At 74.0% G+C, this 15,427-nt stretch carries 13 protein-coding genes and 1 pseudogene; 7 read left to right on the forward strand and 7 right to left on the reverse strand.

Features of this window, described 5'->3' with window-relative positions:
* Positions 1-89 precede the first annotated feature (89 nt).
* The gene (locus ACGFZK_RS10165) at positions 90-332 is read right to left on the reverse strand and encodes a DUF6480 family protein (RefSeq protein WP_393848392.1); all 243 of its coding nucleotides are present in this window, start codon (positions 330-332) and stop codon (positions 90-92) included.
* Positions 333-701: 369 nt separating this feature from the next.
* On the opposite strand from ACGFZK_RS10165, the gene ACGFZK_RS10170 reads away from it, so the two are divergent.
* On the forward strand, positions 702-1,241 hold the full coding sequence (locus ACGFZK_RS10170) for a DUF5133 domain-containing protein (RefSeq protein ID WP_393848393.1): 540 nt from the start codon (positions 702-704) through the stop codon (positions 1,239-1,241).
* Positions 1,242-1,285: 44 nt separating this feature from the next.
* Here ACGFZK_RS10170 and ACGFZK_RS10175 read toward each other — a convergent pair.
* Positions 1,286-1,411, reverse strand: a pseudogene (locus ACGFZK_RS10175) (DUF6766 family protein); the annotation flags it as partial.
* 229 nt (positions 1,412-1,640) lie between these two features.
* Between ACGFZK_RS10175 and ACGFZK_RS10180 the strand changes: the two are divergent.
* The 5 genes from ACGFZK_RS10180 to ACGFZK_RS10200 all read left to right on the forward strand — a co-directional run bounded on the left by ACGFZK_RS10180 (position 1,641) and on the right by ACGFZK_RS10200 (position 6,354).
* Positions 1,641-2,867: a cytochrome P450 gene (locus tag ACGFZK_RS10180; RefSeq protein ID WP_393848394.1), complete on the forward strand. Its 1,227-nt coding sequence runs from the start codon at positions 1,641-1,643 to the stop codon at positions 2,865-2,867.
* A gap of 237 nt (positions 2,868-3,104) precedes the next feature.
* Positions 3,105-3,656: a rhodanese-like domain-containing protein gene (locus ACGFZK_RS10185; protein WP_393848395.1), complete on the forward strand. Its 552-nt coding sequence runs from the start codon at positions 3,105-3,107 to the stop codon at positions 3,654-3,656.
* 123 nt (positions 3,657-3,779) lie between these two features.
* Positions 3,780-4,031 (forward strand): EF-hand domain-containing protein, encoded by a 252-nt coding sequence (locus ACGFZK_RS10190; protein ID WP_393848396.1) that lies wholly within the window; start codon positions 3,780-3,782, stop codon positions 4,029-4,031.
* A gap of 158 nt (positions 4,032-4,189) precedes the next feature.
* The gene (locus ACGFZK_RS10195; RefSeq protein ID WP_393848397.1) at positions 4,190-6,046 is read left to right on the forward strand and encodes a serine/threonine-protein kinase; all 1,857 of its coding nucleotides are present in this window, start codon (positions 4,190-4,192) and stop codon (positions 6,044-6,046) included.
* A gap of 134 nt (positions 6,047-6,180) precedes the next feature.
* Positions 6,181-6,354, forward strand: coding sequence for a CsbD family protein (locus ACGFZK_RS10200; RefSeq protein WP_393848398.1), 174 nt, complete (start codon positions 6,181-6,183; stop codon positions 6,352-6,354).
* 120 nt (positions 6,355-6,474) lie between these two features.
* Here the strand turns inward: ACGFZK_RS10200 and ACGFZK_RS10205 are convergent, their stop codons facing one another.
* From ACGFZK_RS10205 to ACGFZK_RS10225, 5 genes are all read right to left on the reverse strand, one after another.
* The gene (locus tag ACGFZK_RS10205; RefSeq protein ID WP_393848399.1) at positions 6,475-7,437 is read right to left on the reverse strand and encodes an FAD binding domain-containing protein; all 963 of its coding nucleotides are present in this window, start codon (positions 7,435-7,437) and stop codon (positions 6,475-6,477) included.
* Positions 7,434-9,998 (reverse strand): molybdopterin-dependent oxidoreductase, encoded by a 2,565-nt coding sequence (locus ACGFZK_RS10210; RefSeq protein ID WP_393848400.1) that lies wholly within the window; start codon positions 9,996-9,998, stop codon positions 7,434-7,436. The genes ACGFZK_RS10205 and ACGFZK_RS10210 overlap by 4 nt, the downstream gene beginning before the upstream one ends.
* 424 nt (positions 9,999-10,422) lie before the next feature.
* Complete coding sequence (locus ACGFZK_RS10215) at positions 10,423-11,235, reverse strand: polysaccharide deacetylase family protein (RefSeq protein ID WP_393848401.1); 813 nt, start codon at positions 11,233-11,235, stop codon at positions 10,423-10,425.
* A gap of 299 nt (positions 11,236-11,534) precedes the next feature.
* Positions 11,535-12,521 carry an MsnO8 family LLM class oxidoreductase gene (locus ACGFZK_RS10220; RefSeq protein WP_393848402.1) on the reverse strand — a complete coding sequence of 329 codons (987 nt, stop codon included), beginning with the start codon at positions 12,519-12,521 and terminating at the stop codon, positions 11,535-11,537.
* Between the two features lie 132 nt (positions 12,522-12,653).
* The gene (locus ACGFZK_RS10225; protein WP_393848403.1) at positions 12,654-13,850 is read right to left on the reverse strand and encodes a serine hydrolase domain-containing protein; all 1,197 of its coding nucleotides are present in this window, start codon (positions 13,848-13,850) and stop codon (positions 12,654-12,656) included.
* Positions 13,851-14,116: 266 nt separating this feature from the next.
* Between ACGFZK_RS10225 and ACGFZK_RS10230 the strand changes: the two genes are divergently transcribed.
* Positions 14,117-15,247: a LamG domain-containing protein gene (locus ACGFZK_RS10230; protein WP_393848404.1), complete on the forward strand. Its 1,131-nt coding sequence runs from the start codon at positions 14,117-14,119 to the stop codon at positions 15,245-15,247.
* Positions 15,248-15,427: the final 180 nt, after the last annotated feature.

A 15,427-nucleotide genomic window follows, 5' to 3' on the forward strand; every position in this document is an offset into this window, starting at 1 on the left:
TGCGCGGCTCGGCGTCGACGGGGCCGTCCGCGCCGACCGCAGTGCAAGGCGGCCCCCGCCCTCCGGCGTTCCGGTAGCTCCGCCGGGGCTCAGATGTTCAGGATGATGGCGTAGGCGAGGAAGAAGAGGGCAAACACCAGCGCGACCAGGCAGATCACCACGAGGGGTCCCTTGCCCCAGCCGCGGGACAGCGGCCTGTACGGACCTGCCCCGGAGCCGGTGCTCGACTCCCCGGGCGGGGTTTCGCCCGGCGGGACGCCGCCTCCTTCTCGGGCGCCCGGCGGAATCCATCGGCGCGGGTCGGGGTCGGAGGCCGGGTTCGATGCGGACATGACGTGCACCTCCTCGAAGCCGCCTTGTCTGTGAGGGCGCCGGGTCCGGCCCGGCACGCAGGCACAAGGGCGGGTACTCGGCGGCTACCCCCAGCCCGTTCGCTCACTCCTCGGGGGCCGTCGGGTTCGGCCAGGCCGCCCCGCGCCCTGCAGAACTGGCGGTAAGTGGCCCCGGGGGTTGCGCACGAGCCCCCGGCCCGCCTTCGCGCCGCCCCGCCCTTGCCTCCCGGGTCAACCTGGCGCGTCATCCGCCGCCCGAGGGGGTGACGCAGGCGTGTCCCCGGCCGGGTGGACTCGGCGTTCCTGCTATTCCAGCAGGAACCCTCTGGCACCGCCCCGGTCCGAGGCGGGACGAAGGAGCGGACGGCCATGGCCAGCACACCACCACCCCAATCCCCCGCGGCCACACCCGCGCCCACGGGGACGGGCGCCGACCCGATGGCCGCACAGGCGGCGGTCGGCCGTGCCACCGGCGTCCTCATGGCACTCGTCCCCTGCACGGCGGACACCGCCCGCCGGATCATCGTCGACACCGCGCAGGCCGCCGCCACGACGCCGCAGACGATGGCTGACGCGGTCGTGGCGATGTTCACCGACCGCTACGTCGTCCCGTCCCTGGAGCGGGCCCTGCACACGGCCATCGCCCGGGCACAGACCCCGCCCGCTCCCGTGGCCGGGACGTCGCCCCGCCTCCTTCCGAACACCTTCGCGCTACGCCGCCACCTCAATCACCTGCGCGCCGCCCGCCGGCGCGCCCTCTCGTCGCCCGACGACCCCGGGGCCCGCAGGGACCTGGATGACGCCGCATACACGCTGTGCGTGCTGATGGGGCAGCGCGGAACCCACGCCGCCCTCCTGGCGGCCGAGGCGTATCTGGCCCAGCACCGGCTCCCGCCCACCCCGGGGTAGACGGTGCCGACTCCTCGGCCCGCTCGGCGAGAAGCGCCCGGGGATCACCCCTCCACCCCCGTCGACGAGTGGGCGGCGCCGACCGGCTTGGACTCCGGGGAGCCCCGCTGACGCAGGTAGACCGAGAGGATGACCATGGCGGCGACCGCCAGGAGCTCGGACTGCCCGTTTCATGGCCGCACAGGCTCCTGCCCCGCCCGTGGCATTCCGCCGCGCCGCGCCACGGGCATCACTCGACCGGCCCACCGGGCCGGGCCGGGCCGGGGAGAGGGTCCGGTGAGGAACCCGCGGCAGGCGCCCTACCGGGCCGGGCCGGTTTCGGGCAGGATGACCCGGCGCACCGGAGGTCACCCGCGGCCGTGGCCCCCGCCCGGTCCCGACCGTGATCCGGAGGTCCCAGTGACGTGGCACGACGACCAGGCGCGGCGTGACGAGCTGTACCGCGACCCCTATCCGCTCTACGAGCGCGCCCGCCGGGCCGAGGGGCTGACGTACGTACCCAAGTTCGACGCGTGGCTGGTGGCGCGCGACCGGGACGTGCGGGAGGTGCTGCGTCGCGCGGAGGACTTCTCCTCGGCCAACGCCCTCCTGCCGGACGTACCGCTCTCCGAAGCGGCGCTCGGCGTCCTGCCGCGGGGGTTCGGACCCCGGCCCACCGTCGTGTCCAGCGACGGCGCGGCCCACCGGCGGCACCGGGCCCCGCTGAACCGGGGGCTGTCCGCCGCCCGGGTGGCAGCGCTCCTGCCGTACGCCCGCGCGTGCGCACGGGAGTTGGTGGACGGCTTCGCGGCGGACGGGTCCGCGGAGTTGGTGGAGGCGTACGCCCGGCGGTTGCCCGGGATGGTGGTCGGACGGCTGCTCGGGCTGGACCCGGCCGACGTGCCCGTGGCCGTGCACGGCGGCCACCGGGCCGAGGAACTGCTGTTCCGGCCGCTGTCACCGGCGGGGCAGGTGGCCGCCGCCGAGGATGTGGTCGCGCTCCAGCACCTGCTGGACGGGTACGTGCGCGACCGCCGCGCCCGGCCCCGGGACGACATGTGCTCGGCCATGGTGGCCGCCCTGGCCCCCGGTGACGCCGAGCTCACCCTCGAACAGCGCCACGAACTGGTGACGAGCCTGCAGAACCTGCTGATCGCCGGATTCCTCACCACGAGCGCCCTCATCGGCACCATGCTGCTGCACCTGCTCGGCGACCGGCGGCAGTGGCGGATGCTCCGCGCCGATCCGTCCCTGATCCCGGCGGCGGTGGAGGAGGCAGTCCGGTACGACACCGCCATCCAGGCCTTCCGCCGGACCACCACCCGGCCGGTGACGCTCGCCGGGACGAAACTGCCCGCGGGGGCCACCGTGCTGGTGGCGTACGGCTCGGCCAACCGCGATCAGGAACGATACGAGCGACCAGGTGAGTTCGACATCACCCGGCCCGGGAACCGGCAGCACGTCGCCTTCGGGTACGGGCCGCACGGCTGCCCCGGTTCCCAGCTGGCCCGCGATCAACTCCGGCTGACACTCGATCTGTTCATTCGCCGCATGCCGGACCTGCGACTGGACCGGGACCGTCCACGCCCGCAGATGCGGCCCACCCTGATCCACCGCTCGCCGCAGGCCCTGTACGTCAGCTGGTGACACGGCGACCGTTCGGGGACACGAATGAGGGCGTCCGCCGCGTCCGCCGCGTCCCCCGCGTCCCCCGCTGGTTTGTTGCCGGTACGTGGCAATCGCGTGGCAGGGTCACCGGCTCCTGGCCGGGTCGTCCCTCAGTGCCTAACATCCCCGGCATGGCAACGGCGTCGCACGTCGCGCCGAACCCGTCTCGGCGCACCGCCGAGCCCCTCTCCCCCTCTGCCAAGGACCAGGTCCGCCATGAGCGTTCCCACCCCCCTCGACGTCAGTCAGGCGCATCCGCGGCTGCCCGAGCTGACCGTCGTGGACGTCCGGACTCCGGGCGAGTTCGCGTCCGGCCACCTGCCGGGCGCCGTCAACGTCCCCCTCGACCGGCTCACCCGGAGCCTGCCGGAGCTGCGACGGGCCGCCGGACACAGGCCCCTGCTCGTCGTGTGCGCCTCCGGTGCCCGTTCGGAAAACGCCGCCGGAACCCTGGCCTCCCAAGGCATCCCCGCATCGAGCCTGACGGGCGGTACGCAGGCCTGGACCGCCGAGGGCCATGGCCTTCAGTATCCCGACGGCCCCCGGAAGCGGGCCGTCTGGGCGATGGAACGCCAGGTCCGCTTCACCGCGGGCGTCAGTGTGCTGCTCGGCCTGGCCCTCGGGCTGCTCGTCCACCCGGCGTTCACAGTGCTGTCCGCGGCGATCGGGGGCGGCCTGGTCTTCTCCGCGCTCACCGACACCTGCGGGATGGCGGTCGTACTCGGCAGGCTGCCCTTCAACCGCCGGGGGGCCGGGGCCCGTCCGTGAGCCCACCGCGCCCCGCCGAAACCGACACACGGCAGGCGGCAACCCCGCGGGGACCCACGACGTCCTCCCGTGCAGGACGCGCCGCCCGGGAGACGGGCCGCGCACTGCTGAGAGGACCACGCGATGAGCGAGAAGGCCCGGCGCCTGTTCGACGCCCTCGACCTCGACCAGGACGGCACTCTGACCCGCGCCGAGGTCATCGGTGCCCTGCGCTCCAAGGGTCCGACCCTCGCGGCGCAGGGAGCGATCCCCTTCTGGGGCGTCGGGGACACCCACGACTCCTCGGCGCTCTTCGACGCGGCCGACCAGAACGGCGACCGCGTGCTGACCTTCGAGGAGTTCGCGGCCGTGGTCGACCGCCGCTTCGGCTGGTAGCGGCCGACCCGCGCAACCGCGGCACCGTGGTCTGAGCCGCCAACTCCCGGAGTCGGACCGGCGGTCCCCGGGGCGGGTCGGGTGCGGGCATTGGGTACGCTCTCGGTTGACTTCGGGGCGCCGGCAGGTGCTGACGCCGCAATCAGAGATGGGTCCCCATGGGCAGTGCACCTTCCGCCGACTTCTTCCAGCCGCTCAACGCGGACGATCCGGCCATCGTGGGGGGCTACCGCCTGGCGGCCGTGCTGGGTGCGGGCGGCATGGGCAAGGTCTACCTCTCCTACACGCCGGGCGGCCGGCCCATCGCCATCAAGGTGATCCGGCCCGAGTTCAGCGAGGACCCCGAGTTCCGGCGGCGCTTCCAGCAGGAGGTGCGGGCCGCGGAGCGGGTTCAGGGGCTCTACACCGCACCGGTCATCGACTCGGACACCGAGGGCGCCCAGCCCTGGCTGGCCACGGCCTACGTCCCCGGCCCCTCGCTCGCCCACGCCGTGGCCCGGCACGGCGCGCTGCCGGTGCGCAGCGTGCTGCTGCTGACCGTCGGGGTCGCCGAGGCGCTGCACGTCATCCACGGCGCGGGCATCGTCCACCGGGACCTGAAGCCCGCCAACGTGCTGCTCGCCTCCGACGGCCCTCGCGTCATCGACTTCGGCATCGCCCGGGCCGCCGACTCCACCGCCCTGACCAGCACCGGCGTCAGCGTCGGCACCCCGGCGTTCATGGCGCCCGAACAGGCCTCGGCCGGCACGGTCACCCCGGCCACCGACGTCTTCGCCCTCGGGCAGATCGCGGCCTTCACCGCGATCGGGGCGTCCGTCTTCGGCGACGGGCCCTCGCACGCGGTGCTCTACCGGATCGTGCACGAGGACCCCGACCTCAGCGCCCTGCCCGAGGAGCTGCGGCCGGTGGTGACCCGCTGCCTCAGCCGCGACCCGGCCGACCGCCCGACCCTGACCGAGGTCATCGAGCTGTGCAACGCGGCCTCGGAGGCTCCGCTGCGCCAGGGCGAGGACTGGCTTCCGCAGGCCGTCGCCGGTTCCATCACCGAGCGGCTGCGCCTGCCCGCGCCGGCGCCCACCCCGCCGCCGCAGCCGCCGACGGCCGCGGCGACGCCGACTCCCGTTCCGACCGAGGTCTCGCCGCAGTCCCCGGCCCCGGGCGCGCCTGCGGTACCCGCCGCCGCGCCCGGGTACACACCGACCGGCGTGGCCGCCGCGCCGACGCAGGCAGCTCCGGCGCAGCCCGCGCCGGGGGCTCCGGGGGTCGTACCGCCGGGCTACCGGACGCCGCCCCCGTACGCGTACCCGCAGCCCTCGTACCCACAGGCGCAGCCGCAGTTCAGCCAACCCCAGTACACGCAGCCCTCGTTCGCCCCGGGCCACAGCACGCCGCCGCCGTTCCACACCCAGGGCTTCGTTCCCGGTCCGCCCGCTCCCCCGCGGCCCAAGCGGACGGGGCTGATCGTCATCGGGACGGTCGCGGCGGCGGTCATCGGGCTCGTGGTCCTCGGGTCCCTGCTGCCGGACGGCGCCGGCCAGGGCGGCGGAGACAAGGCGTCCGGCGGCGGCAGCGGCTCGCAGAAGCGGCCCGACCCGCAGCCGGTCGCGTACCAGGGCATCGAAGTACCCCAGAACCACCAGTTGATGTTCGCCGACAACCCGCCGCGCCCGGCCGAGGAACCGACCGGCGCCGGCGTGCTCTACGGGCACGGGGACCTCTTCTACTACCGGGACACCCTGTTCGGGGACGAGAAGTTCGGTACCGCGAACGGCAAGCTCGTCCTGCTGAACAACTCCGAGAAGGGCTCCCTGGAGACCTGCCGCGCCGTCACCCGCTTCACCGAGAAGATCGGCCTCGACCAGCTCACGGACGGGTCGCAGGTCTGCGTGCTGAGCAAGGCCGGCCACATCACGCTGGCGACCTTCCGCGGCAGGTCGGGCGCTAAGGGAGAGACCAGCTTCATCACCGTCGACCTGACGGTCTGGCGCAATGCCGACGACGCGGCGAAGAAGTAGGAACGGTCCGGGCGGTTCCCGCCGGCTCGGCGGCGGAGCGGTGCTACCGGGCATCTCGGCAGCCACGTTTAGGGGCTGCGGATGTGAGCAGGAGCGTGGTCAGACCAATCCGGTTCCGATACGAGGAGGTCCCCATGTCGGGTGAACAGAAGGCCAAGGCGCACGTCGAGCAGGCCAAGGGCAAGGCCAAGGAGACCGTCGGCCGCACCGTCGGCAACGAACGCATGACCGCCGAAGGCCGCGCCGAGCAGGCCAAGGGCGACGCCCGCCAGGCCAAGGAAAAGACCAAGGACGCCTTCCGCCGCTAACCCCACGACAGGCACCACCGTGAACGGTCGGGCCCCGATCCACTCCCCCGGGTCGGGGCCCGACCGCATCCACTTCATCGTGTCACCGGGGATGCGCTGTTCGGGTGCGGTCAGCGGGCTCTAGGGGGTGGTAGCCGGGCCGACGGCTTGTTCCAGGGCTTCCAGGACGGTGTGGGCGAACAGTTGGGTCTTGTAGCCGGTCTGCGGCAGCGGCCGGCACCGGTCGAGGACCGTCGCTGCGGCTGCGGCGAGGACGTCGGGGGTGGCCTCGCGGCCGATGAGGGCGGCCTCCACCTCCCTGAGCCGCAGCGGTACGCGCGCCACTCCGCCCGCCGCGACGGCGGCGTGTGTGACGGTGGAGCCGTCGAGCACGAGCCGGGCGGCGGCCTCGACCAGGGGCCATTCGGCGTGGGCCCGGCTGATGGCCCGGTGGCAGGCGGCACGTTCGCCGGGCAGGGGGGCGGGCAGGTGGACCGCGGTGAGGATGCTGTCCGGCGGCAGCAGGTGGTCGGCGTGGGAGAGCCGGTCGCCGTCCCCGTACAAGTCGGCGACGGCGCGCGGGGATTCGCCGTGGATCTGGACCTCGGCAGCGTAGGTGAGCAGGGCCATCGCAAGGGTGGACGGGTGCGGGGCGACGCACGGGCCGTCGCCGCTGACCACGCCGAACTGGTGGTCGCCCTGACGTGCGGGGCAGCCGGTGCCGCCCTTCTGGAGGCAGCTGAAGTGAGGATTGCGGTAGTACCAACAGCGGTTGCGCTGCAGCAGGTTGCCGCCCAAGGTGCCGGCGGCGCGGATCTGCGGAGTGGCCGCGATCCCGGCCGACAGGGCCAGGGCCGGCCAGCCGGCGCGTACTTGCGGATCGCCGGCCAGCTCGGCGAGGGTCGTCAGGGCGCCGATCCGCAGCCCGCCGCCGGGCAACGGCGTGCAGCCGCGCAGGTGGCCGGCGCCGCCGAGGTCGATGAAGGGCCCCGGAGAGAGACCGCTGCGCTGCCGGGCGGTGGTGTCGGTGCCGCCGGCGCGCAGCTCCCCGCCGCGGGCGAGGACGGCGGCCGAGAGGTCGGTGAGGGCGTTCTCGGTGCTCACGTGCCCAGTCCTTCCAGGAGCCGGTCGGGGCGGATGGGCATGTCGTACGGACGCCAGCCCGTGGCGTCGTGGACCGCGTTGGCCAGGCAGGCCGCCGTGGGCAGGGTCGCGATCTCGCCGAGGCCGACTCCGCCGCCGGGCACGTGCTCGAAGCCCTCCTGGTGGAAGTGGATGGTGATCTCGGGGGTGTCGCCGATGCCGGGGATGCGGTAGTCCTCCAGGTTCTCGGTCAGCACCCGCCCGGTGGCCGGGTCGGTGCGCCGCTCCTCGTACAGGGCGTAGCCGACGCCCTGTACGACGGCCCCCTCACACTGACTGCGGGCCAGCCGGTCCTCGTGGATCCGGCCCGCGGAGATGCCGCTCCACACGCTCAGCGGGCGGACGCGACCGAGCCGTGTGTCCACCTCGACCTCGGCGACCTGCACCGATCCGGTGAAGCCGCGGCCGATCGCGATACCGCCCATGGTGAACGGGGTCACGAAGCCCCGGCGGTCGCGGGGGCGCCGGCCGGTCACCCGCAGGCCGTGCGCCGTGTCCAGCCGGGCGGCGATGTCACCGCCGCCGAGCGCGTCGCGCAGCCGGGCGGCGGCGTCCGCGGCGGCGGGCACGAGGGAGGGCGTGGTGCGGCTGCCGCCGGAGGTGGGACCGTGTACGGCATCGCTCAGGCCGATCTCGGCGCGCACCTTGCCCTCGGACAGGCCGAGCCCCGCGGCGACGGCCCGGCGCAGTACGGTGCGCGAGCCCGTGCCCATGTCCTGCACGGCGCAGCGGGCGACGACGACCCCGTCCTCGACGGTGAGCTCGACCTCGGTGACGGGATCGAGGAAGTACAGCCAGTTGGCCGCCGCGACGCCGACGCCGCGGCGGAACCGCCCGGCGCCGCCGCGGGGGCCCGACCAGACCGCAAGCGCGGCGGCCCGGTCGTACAGGGCGTGCCTCTTGGGGTTTCCGTCCCAGCGGCGGCGCAGGGCGATCGGGTCCTGGCCGAGCCGGTGGGCCATCTCGTCGACGGCCTGCTCCAGGGCCCAGCACATCGTGGGTCCGCCCGGACCGCGGAACGGAGCGCCCGGAGGCCGGTGGGTGACCGTGTCGAAGTCGCGGAGCCGGCGGGGGGCCTTGCCGTACATGAACCGGGCCAGGGCCGCCACGGTGCCGCCCACCGCGATCCCGCCGTCGTTGTCCACGTCCATGGCCAGCGCACTCAGATCGCCGGCTTCGTCCGCGACCATCGCCAGCCGGATCCGGGTGCCGGGCCGGTATCCGCCGTCGGTGAGCTCCTCGTCCCTGTCCAGTACCACCCGCACCGGGGCGCCGTGCAGCCGCGCGAGCTCGCCCGCGGCGACGACGTCGGAGGTCAGCCCCATCTTGCAGCCGAAACCGCCGCCCACGTGGACGGCCCGCGCCACCACCCGTTCGACGGGCACGCCGAAGCGCTCGGCGGCGAGCTCGGCGGTGTGCTTCACCGACTGTGTGGACACCTCCAGGTGGAGGGTGCCGTCGACCCACCGGGCCAGGCAGGCGTGCGGCTCGAGCGGTGTGTGTGTCTGCGCGGCGGTGGTGAAGAGGCCCTCGACCACTCGCTCGGGGTTGCGGCTCCGGGCCTCGGTGATTCGGCGCACGGCCGTGGCGGGGCGCTTGCTCATGACGGACGGGCCGCGCAGGTTGCCGCGCCAGCGGACGGGCATGAGTTGGGGCGTCTCGCCGGAACCCGGCGCCCGCTTGCGTGCGGCTTTGTCCTCGTAGACCAACGGGCCCTCGCCGGTACGGGCCTGGCGTACGTCCAGGGCTGCCGGCAGTACCTCGTAGTCCACCGTGACCCGCGCGGCCGCCGCCCGGGCGGCGGCCCGGTCCGGCGCCGCGACCGCGGCGACCGGCTGCCCGACGTACCGCACTACGCCGTCCGGGGGCAGCAGCGGTACCAGCGGCACGTCCCCGGCCTCGAGGGAGCGTACGTGCGCATGCGCGTGCGGCGATCGGATGATCACCCCCTCCAGCAGCCCCTCGGGGCGCAGGTCCGTGGTGTACCGGGCCGATCCGTCGATCTTCTCCGGGGCTTCGGCGCGCGGGACCGCCGGCGCCTCCCCGCTGGTCGGCGCCGCGTCGTAGTCCCCCGCGCAGGCCGCGGCCACGGCGCTGAAGATTCCCTCGTACGCACCGCACCGGCACAGGTGACCCGCGAGCGCGTCCGCGATCGGCTCGCGCCCCGGCCGGGTGCGGCCGTGGGCGGCTCGCCACCGCTCGAAGAACGCCGCCGCCTCGAGGACGAACCCCGGGGTGCAGTAGCCGCACTGGAGGGCGTCCTCGCCGGCGAAGGCGCGTGCCACCGGGTGGTCGGGCAGGCCCTCCACGGTCGTGACCTGTCGGCCGGCCAGCGCGACCGCCGGTGTCAGGCAGGACACCCGGGGCTCACCGTCGACGTGGATCGTGCAGGCCCCGCACACCCCGCCCGAGCAGACCAGCTTGGTGCCGGTCAGACCCAGCCGGTCCCGCAGCACCTCCACCGCGGCCGGGTCGTCGTCCACGTCCACCGCGTGCCGGGTGCCATTGACCTCGAACTCCACGAGGCGTTCTCCTCACCGTCGGGTGGCGTCTGTCGGGCCTCGTGCTCGCCTTCACGCTCCTTGATATCCCGTTGACGGCTCGGCCGCAGTTCGGCGCCGGCCCGGCCAGGGCGGCTGCCGGGCCATCGAGGACGCAGAGGTCCTCGCCCCTCTGCTGCCCGCCGGAGAGTGCGGGGGCGGCGGGGACACCGCCGTTCCGGCCGCCCTCGCGCGTACACCCCGCCCCCCGCGACCGCACCGACGCCGTGCGTGTCCGTGCCCGCCGCGTCGGGCGTCTGGGCGTCCTGCGCAATCCGGTCGCGGTGGCCGTCCGCGATCTCGCGGTCATTGCCACCCCGGCCCCGTCCGGCCTTGCGCGGCATGGACGGCCCCTTCAACGGCTTCCGCCTCCCCGCGTAGCGCGGAGGCGGGCCCGGACCGGGCGCTACGGGGTGGTGCGGGCCGGGAAGGAGAAGCTGTAGCCCTGCTCGGTGAGCCAGGGCAGGTACTCCTTCAGCGCGGCGACGGTCTCGCTGCGGTCGCCGCCCCCGTCGTGGAAGAGGACCGTCGGCTGCTGGGGGAGCTTGCCCTCCACGGTGGAGAGGATGGACTTCAGGCCCGGCCGGCTCCAGTCCTTGGGATCGACGCTCCAGCCCAGCGGCCGCATCCCGTTCGCGGCGGCGATCGCGCGGCTGTCGGGGGTGAAGGCTCCACCCGGCGCGCGGTAGTAGGTGACGGGGACCCCGGGAACGGCCTTCTCGATCATGGCCTTGCCCTCGAGGATCTGCTGCCGCTGGTAGGCGACGGGCTTGTGGTCCATGGTCACGTCGTGGTCGACGGAGTGGTCGCACAGCCGGTGCCCGTCGGCGGCGACCGCACGCACCAGCTCCGGGTATTTCTGCGCCTTGGTGCCGATCATGCAGAAGGTGGCTTTGACATGATTCTTTCGCAACGTCTCCAGGACCTGGGGCGTCCAGCGGGGGTCCGGCCCGTCGTCGATGGTGATCGCGACGTGGCGGCCCGCGCCCTGCGCCAGCCGGGAGATCCCCAGCGGGACTCCGGAGGCGCCCTGAGCGGCGCCCGCGGTTCCGGCCGGTGCGGAGTGGCCGAACGGGGGCGCGTCCGGGGCGCGGCGGTCCGCCGAGCCGTCCGTGGCGGCGTACGCCGGAGTGCCGGATGCCACCAGGAGGCCGAGGAGGGCGGCCGCAGCGGCGTGGCCCGCCCGTCGACGACGTGCGGAACTGGTGGTGATGCGCATGGACGTGCTCTTCCTTTGCCCTCAGCCCCCGGATCTCGCTGGTCGATCCAGGCTAGGTCATCCGTTCGGAGCCCTTCCTCGACCAAAAGGCCCGTTTTGCCCACTTCGGTGCGCACGGATGTCCAGTGGGAGGCCGACAACCTCGGCGCCCCAACGGCTGTGGCGGTTCCGCGGTACGGCGTCGTGTGTGAGCAGCGTCACGGTCATGGTCCGCCGACGCCGCGGGGCCCGTGGGAGCCGCGGGGACCTTCATCCGGTCGCGCCGGGCGGCGCGCCGCAGCGGCGGCGGTGGCCCCGGCCTACGGTGCGGTCGCGGCTCCGCAGTGCTTCCTGATGAGCGCGTACGAGGCGATGCGGTCACCGAGGTCGTGGACGGGCGTGGCCAGCATCAGCTCGTCCGCCCCGGTCTCGGCGGCCAGGTGTGCGAGCCTCTTCACGACGGTCTCGGGCGTGCCGACGGCCTGCTGGGCGCGGAAGCCCGCCAGCGCCTGCCGTTCCTGCTCCGTGAAGGGGTGGGTGGCCGCCCGTGCTGGGGTGGGGAAGGGCGTCTGGCTCTCCCCCTTCAGGAGGCCGGCCTTGACGACGTTCATCGGCCCCGCGCGCCGGACGGCTTCCTCCTCCGTCTCCGCGCACACCGCCTCCACGCACAGCAGCACCCGCGGCCGCTCGCACCAGCGGGACGGGGCGAAGACCGACCGGTAACTCTCCAGAACCGCAAGGGTGTTGTCCGGCCGGATGTGGTGCGCGACCGCGACCGGCAGGCCGAGTTCCGCGGCGAGCGCGGCCCCCGCGGGGCTGGAAGCCAGCAGCCACGGCTCCGGCAGCGGACCCAGTGCCACCTCGTCCACCAGGAACGACAGGATCGCGGCCACGTCGTCCCGGTACTCGGCATCCGTCGCCGGGCCGGCCCCGCGGCGCAGCGCCCGCGCGGTGGCGTCGTCGAACGTGCCGGGACCGCGGCCGATGCCCAGGTCGATGCGGTCCTCGTGCAGGGCGGCCAGCGTGCCGAACTGCTCCGCCAGCGTGATGGGGGCGTGGTTGGGGGCCAGCACCCCGCCCGAACCGAGACGGATGGCCGAGGTCGACGCGGCCGCGTGCGCCGTCAGCACGACCGGAGGGAACGCGCCGATCGCCGGCGAGTGGTGGTGCTCCGCGTACCAGATGCGGTGGTAGCCGAGGTGCTCCAGTCCTTGGGCGAAGGCCGCGGTGTCCCGCAGGGTGTCCGCGGCCCGGGTGCCCGTCTGCACCATCGCGACTTCCAGCGCTGAAAGAGGTATGTCGAGCATGGCGTCAGCATAGGGACCGCGGGTGGCGGCGCGGGCGAGCGTGATCGTTTTCGCGCCACGCCGCTACGCCCCCTACGCCGCCACCAGGTCGCCGGAGCGCCGGAGCGCCGGAGCAACCGCAGCCGCCGCGGCTCAGTGCCCCTTGAGCAGGGCGCAGACGAAGTTCTCCTGCACCGTGCGCAGTCGGGCCAGCAGGGCGGGCTTGTTGCCCTTGCTGGTCTGGGTGTTGATCGAGAAGGTCAGCGACCGGGTGCCGTCGGGCGTGGTGGCGGCGAGCTGGGTGTACCCGGGGAAGTTCCCGGTGTGGCCGTAGAGCACGCCGCAGCGGGTGGTGTACTGGAAGATCGCCAGCCCGGCGGCGTTGGTGCCGGGGCCGGCCGGCTCCGAGGAGTCGCCGGGACGGAAGGTCAGCTGCTCCTTGCGGGTCTGCGCCGACAGCAGGCCGGGACCGCCGTAGGCGCGGATGAAGGTGCCCAGTTCCCTCGGGGTGGAGACGATGCCACCGGAGGCCCAGACGCCGGAGGCGCCCACGGCCTCGCTGATGTCCTCCGGCGCGGCCGGCGGCTGGACGTCGTAGCCGTGCAGGTACGGATGCGGGAGCCGGTAGCCCAGGGGCAGGCTGGTGCGGCGCAGCCCCAGCGGGCGGTACACGAGCTCCTTGAGGAGGTCCTCGTAGCGGCGGTCGGTGACGGCTTCCGCCATCAGCGCGACGGCGATGTTGTCCGAGTTGGAGTACTCGTACAGGGAGCCGGGGACGAAGCGCAGCGGCTCGTCGGCCACGAAGTCGAGGAGGGTGCGCGGGTCGAACACGTGGCGCGGGTCGGCGGTGAGGATCTCCAGGAACCCGGGGTCGGCCGAGAAGTCCGGCAGGCCGCTCGTGTGCTGGAGGAGCTGGCGCAGCGTCACCGCGTGCCAGGCCTCCGGCTGGTCGGGCAGACGCTCGCCGATGGTGTCGTCGAGGGAGAGCAGGCCCTGGTCGACGAGCCGGAGGGCGACGGCCCCGCTGAACGCCTTGGCGATGCTGGCGATGCGCATGTGGTCGTCGGGGTGCGGTGGGCGGCCGGTCTCGATGTCGCCGACGCCGGCGGTGTACACCTCCGTACGGTCCCCACGGGTGAGCATGGCGATCACCCCGGGCGGGCCGTCGTCCTGGGCGACCAGCCCGTCGAGCTGGCGCTGGAGGCCTTTGTCGTGGCGCTGGCGGCCGCCGTCCGGGCCCGGGTCGCCGGCCGCCTGCGCGGGCTGCAGGAGCCCTGCGAGCGCGGCGGCGGTCAGGACGGTGACGGACAGTCCGGTGCGGAGGCGGCTTCGGCGGGCGCGGATCGGCATGTGCGTGGCTCCTCGTGTGTGCGGGGACGGCCGGGGCGGGCGGCGCCCGGCCCGGCCCAGCAGTAGCAGCCCGAGTGGCACGCCGGGTCCACGGCGCGCGCCGAGGCCCCCCGGTTGGCTGCGTAAGTCGCCCTCGGCTGCGGGTTGCCGCAGTGCCGGGGCAGTGCCGTGCGGTCAGCGGCCGGGGCCCCTGCCCGGGCAGCCCGTCGTGGCTCGTGACGTACCGTCTGGTGGCGGCTCGCCGGTCATGTTTTACGATCCGTCCCATGACTGACGGTACGGATCGCGAGAACACTCCCCAGCAGGACCCCGCCGCGGGGCAGGGGAGCTATGGGTACCCCCAGGGGGCGCCCGGCGGTTACGGCTTCCCGCAGCCCGGGCAGCCCAATCCGTACCAGCAGCCGCTGCCCCTGCCGGAGAGTGCCGGAGGGCCGCCGCACTACCCCCAGGCGCCCCAGGCGCCCCAGCCGCAGCCGTCGCCGTCGCCGGCCGCGTTCACGCCCTCTCCCCAGCCCGACTGGCAGGCGATGGCGGACCGTTCGGAGTCGCAGCAGCGGACGCGCAAGCGGATATGGATGGCTGCCATCGGGGTGGCGGCGTGCGGCCTCGGCATCGGCGCGGGTTTCTTCATCCTGGACAGGAACGACAAGGACGGAGGCGGTCCGGGCCCCGGCGCCTCGCAGGGGGCGCCCGCCGCCCCCGGACAGGACTCCGCGGACGCCAACGCGCCCACCGTCCCGGGCGAGCCGAACCTGTTGCGGGACCGTTCCGGCCAGGTCAACATCGCGCTCAGCCCCGACGCCGTTCTCGGCAAGGTGGACAACGGCAACGTGCTGCGCCTGCGCAGCAACGGCAACTCCTACGCGCAGGCCGCCGAGCAGGTCGTCGACGCGTCCAAGAGCTTCACCGTCTCCGCCTGGGTCTACAACGAGGCCGACGGCGGATCGCGGTTCGCCATCAGCCAGGGCGACGGCACCTCGTACTCCTTCGAGCTGGGCCGCGAGGACAGCAACGGCAAGAAGGCCTGGGTGTTCCGGATGCAGACCGACGAGAAGGGCGCGGCGTCCACCGCCGTGGGCGCCGTCTCCGACGGATCCAACACGGTCCGCACCTGGGCCCTGCTGACCGGCGTGTACGACGCCGAGGCCAAGACGTTGACGCTGTACGTCGACGGCAAGGAGGCCGGCCGCGCCGCGGTGCCGGCCGCCTGGGCGGGCCAGGGGCCGCTGCAGCTCGGCCGCTCCCGCCACCACGGGATCTGGAGCGGACCCTGGGCCGGGGTCATCGGTCACGTGCTGGTGTGGGACAAGCCGCTGACCGCGGATCAGGTTCTCGCCCTGAAGGGCGGAAAGCTGGACAAGGAGATCAAGCCCGTCGGTTCCTGGCTCATCGGTTGATCCGTTTCCGCCCGGATTCGCACCGGTTCGATCGTCACGGGCAGATCACACGGGTGGGTGGGCGTCTCGCGAGTCGGATAAGGTCACCGCTGGCCCGGACACCGGGCTGACGTCCGTACCAGAGAACACCCAGCAGACCGCCCGGCTTCACGTGTGCGGCCGAGACTCCACGATGTGAAG

Origin of the sequence: Streptomyces sp. NPDC048257 (genome assembly GCF_043201855.1) — a bacterium.
Classification (GTDB): Bacteria; Actinomycetota; Actinomycetes; order Streptomycetales; family Streptomycetaceae; genus Streptomyces.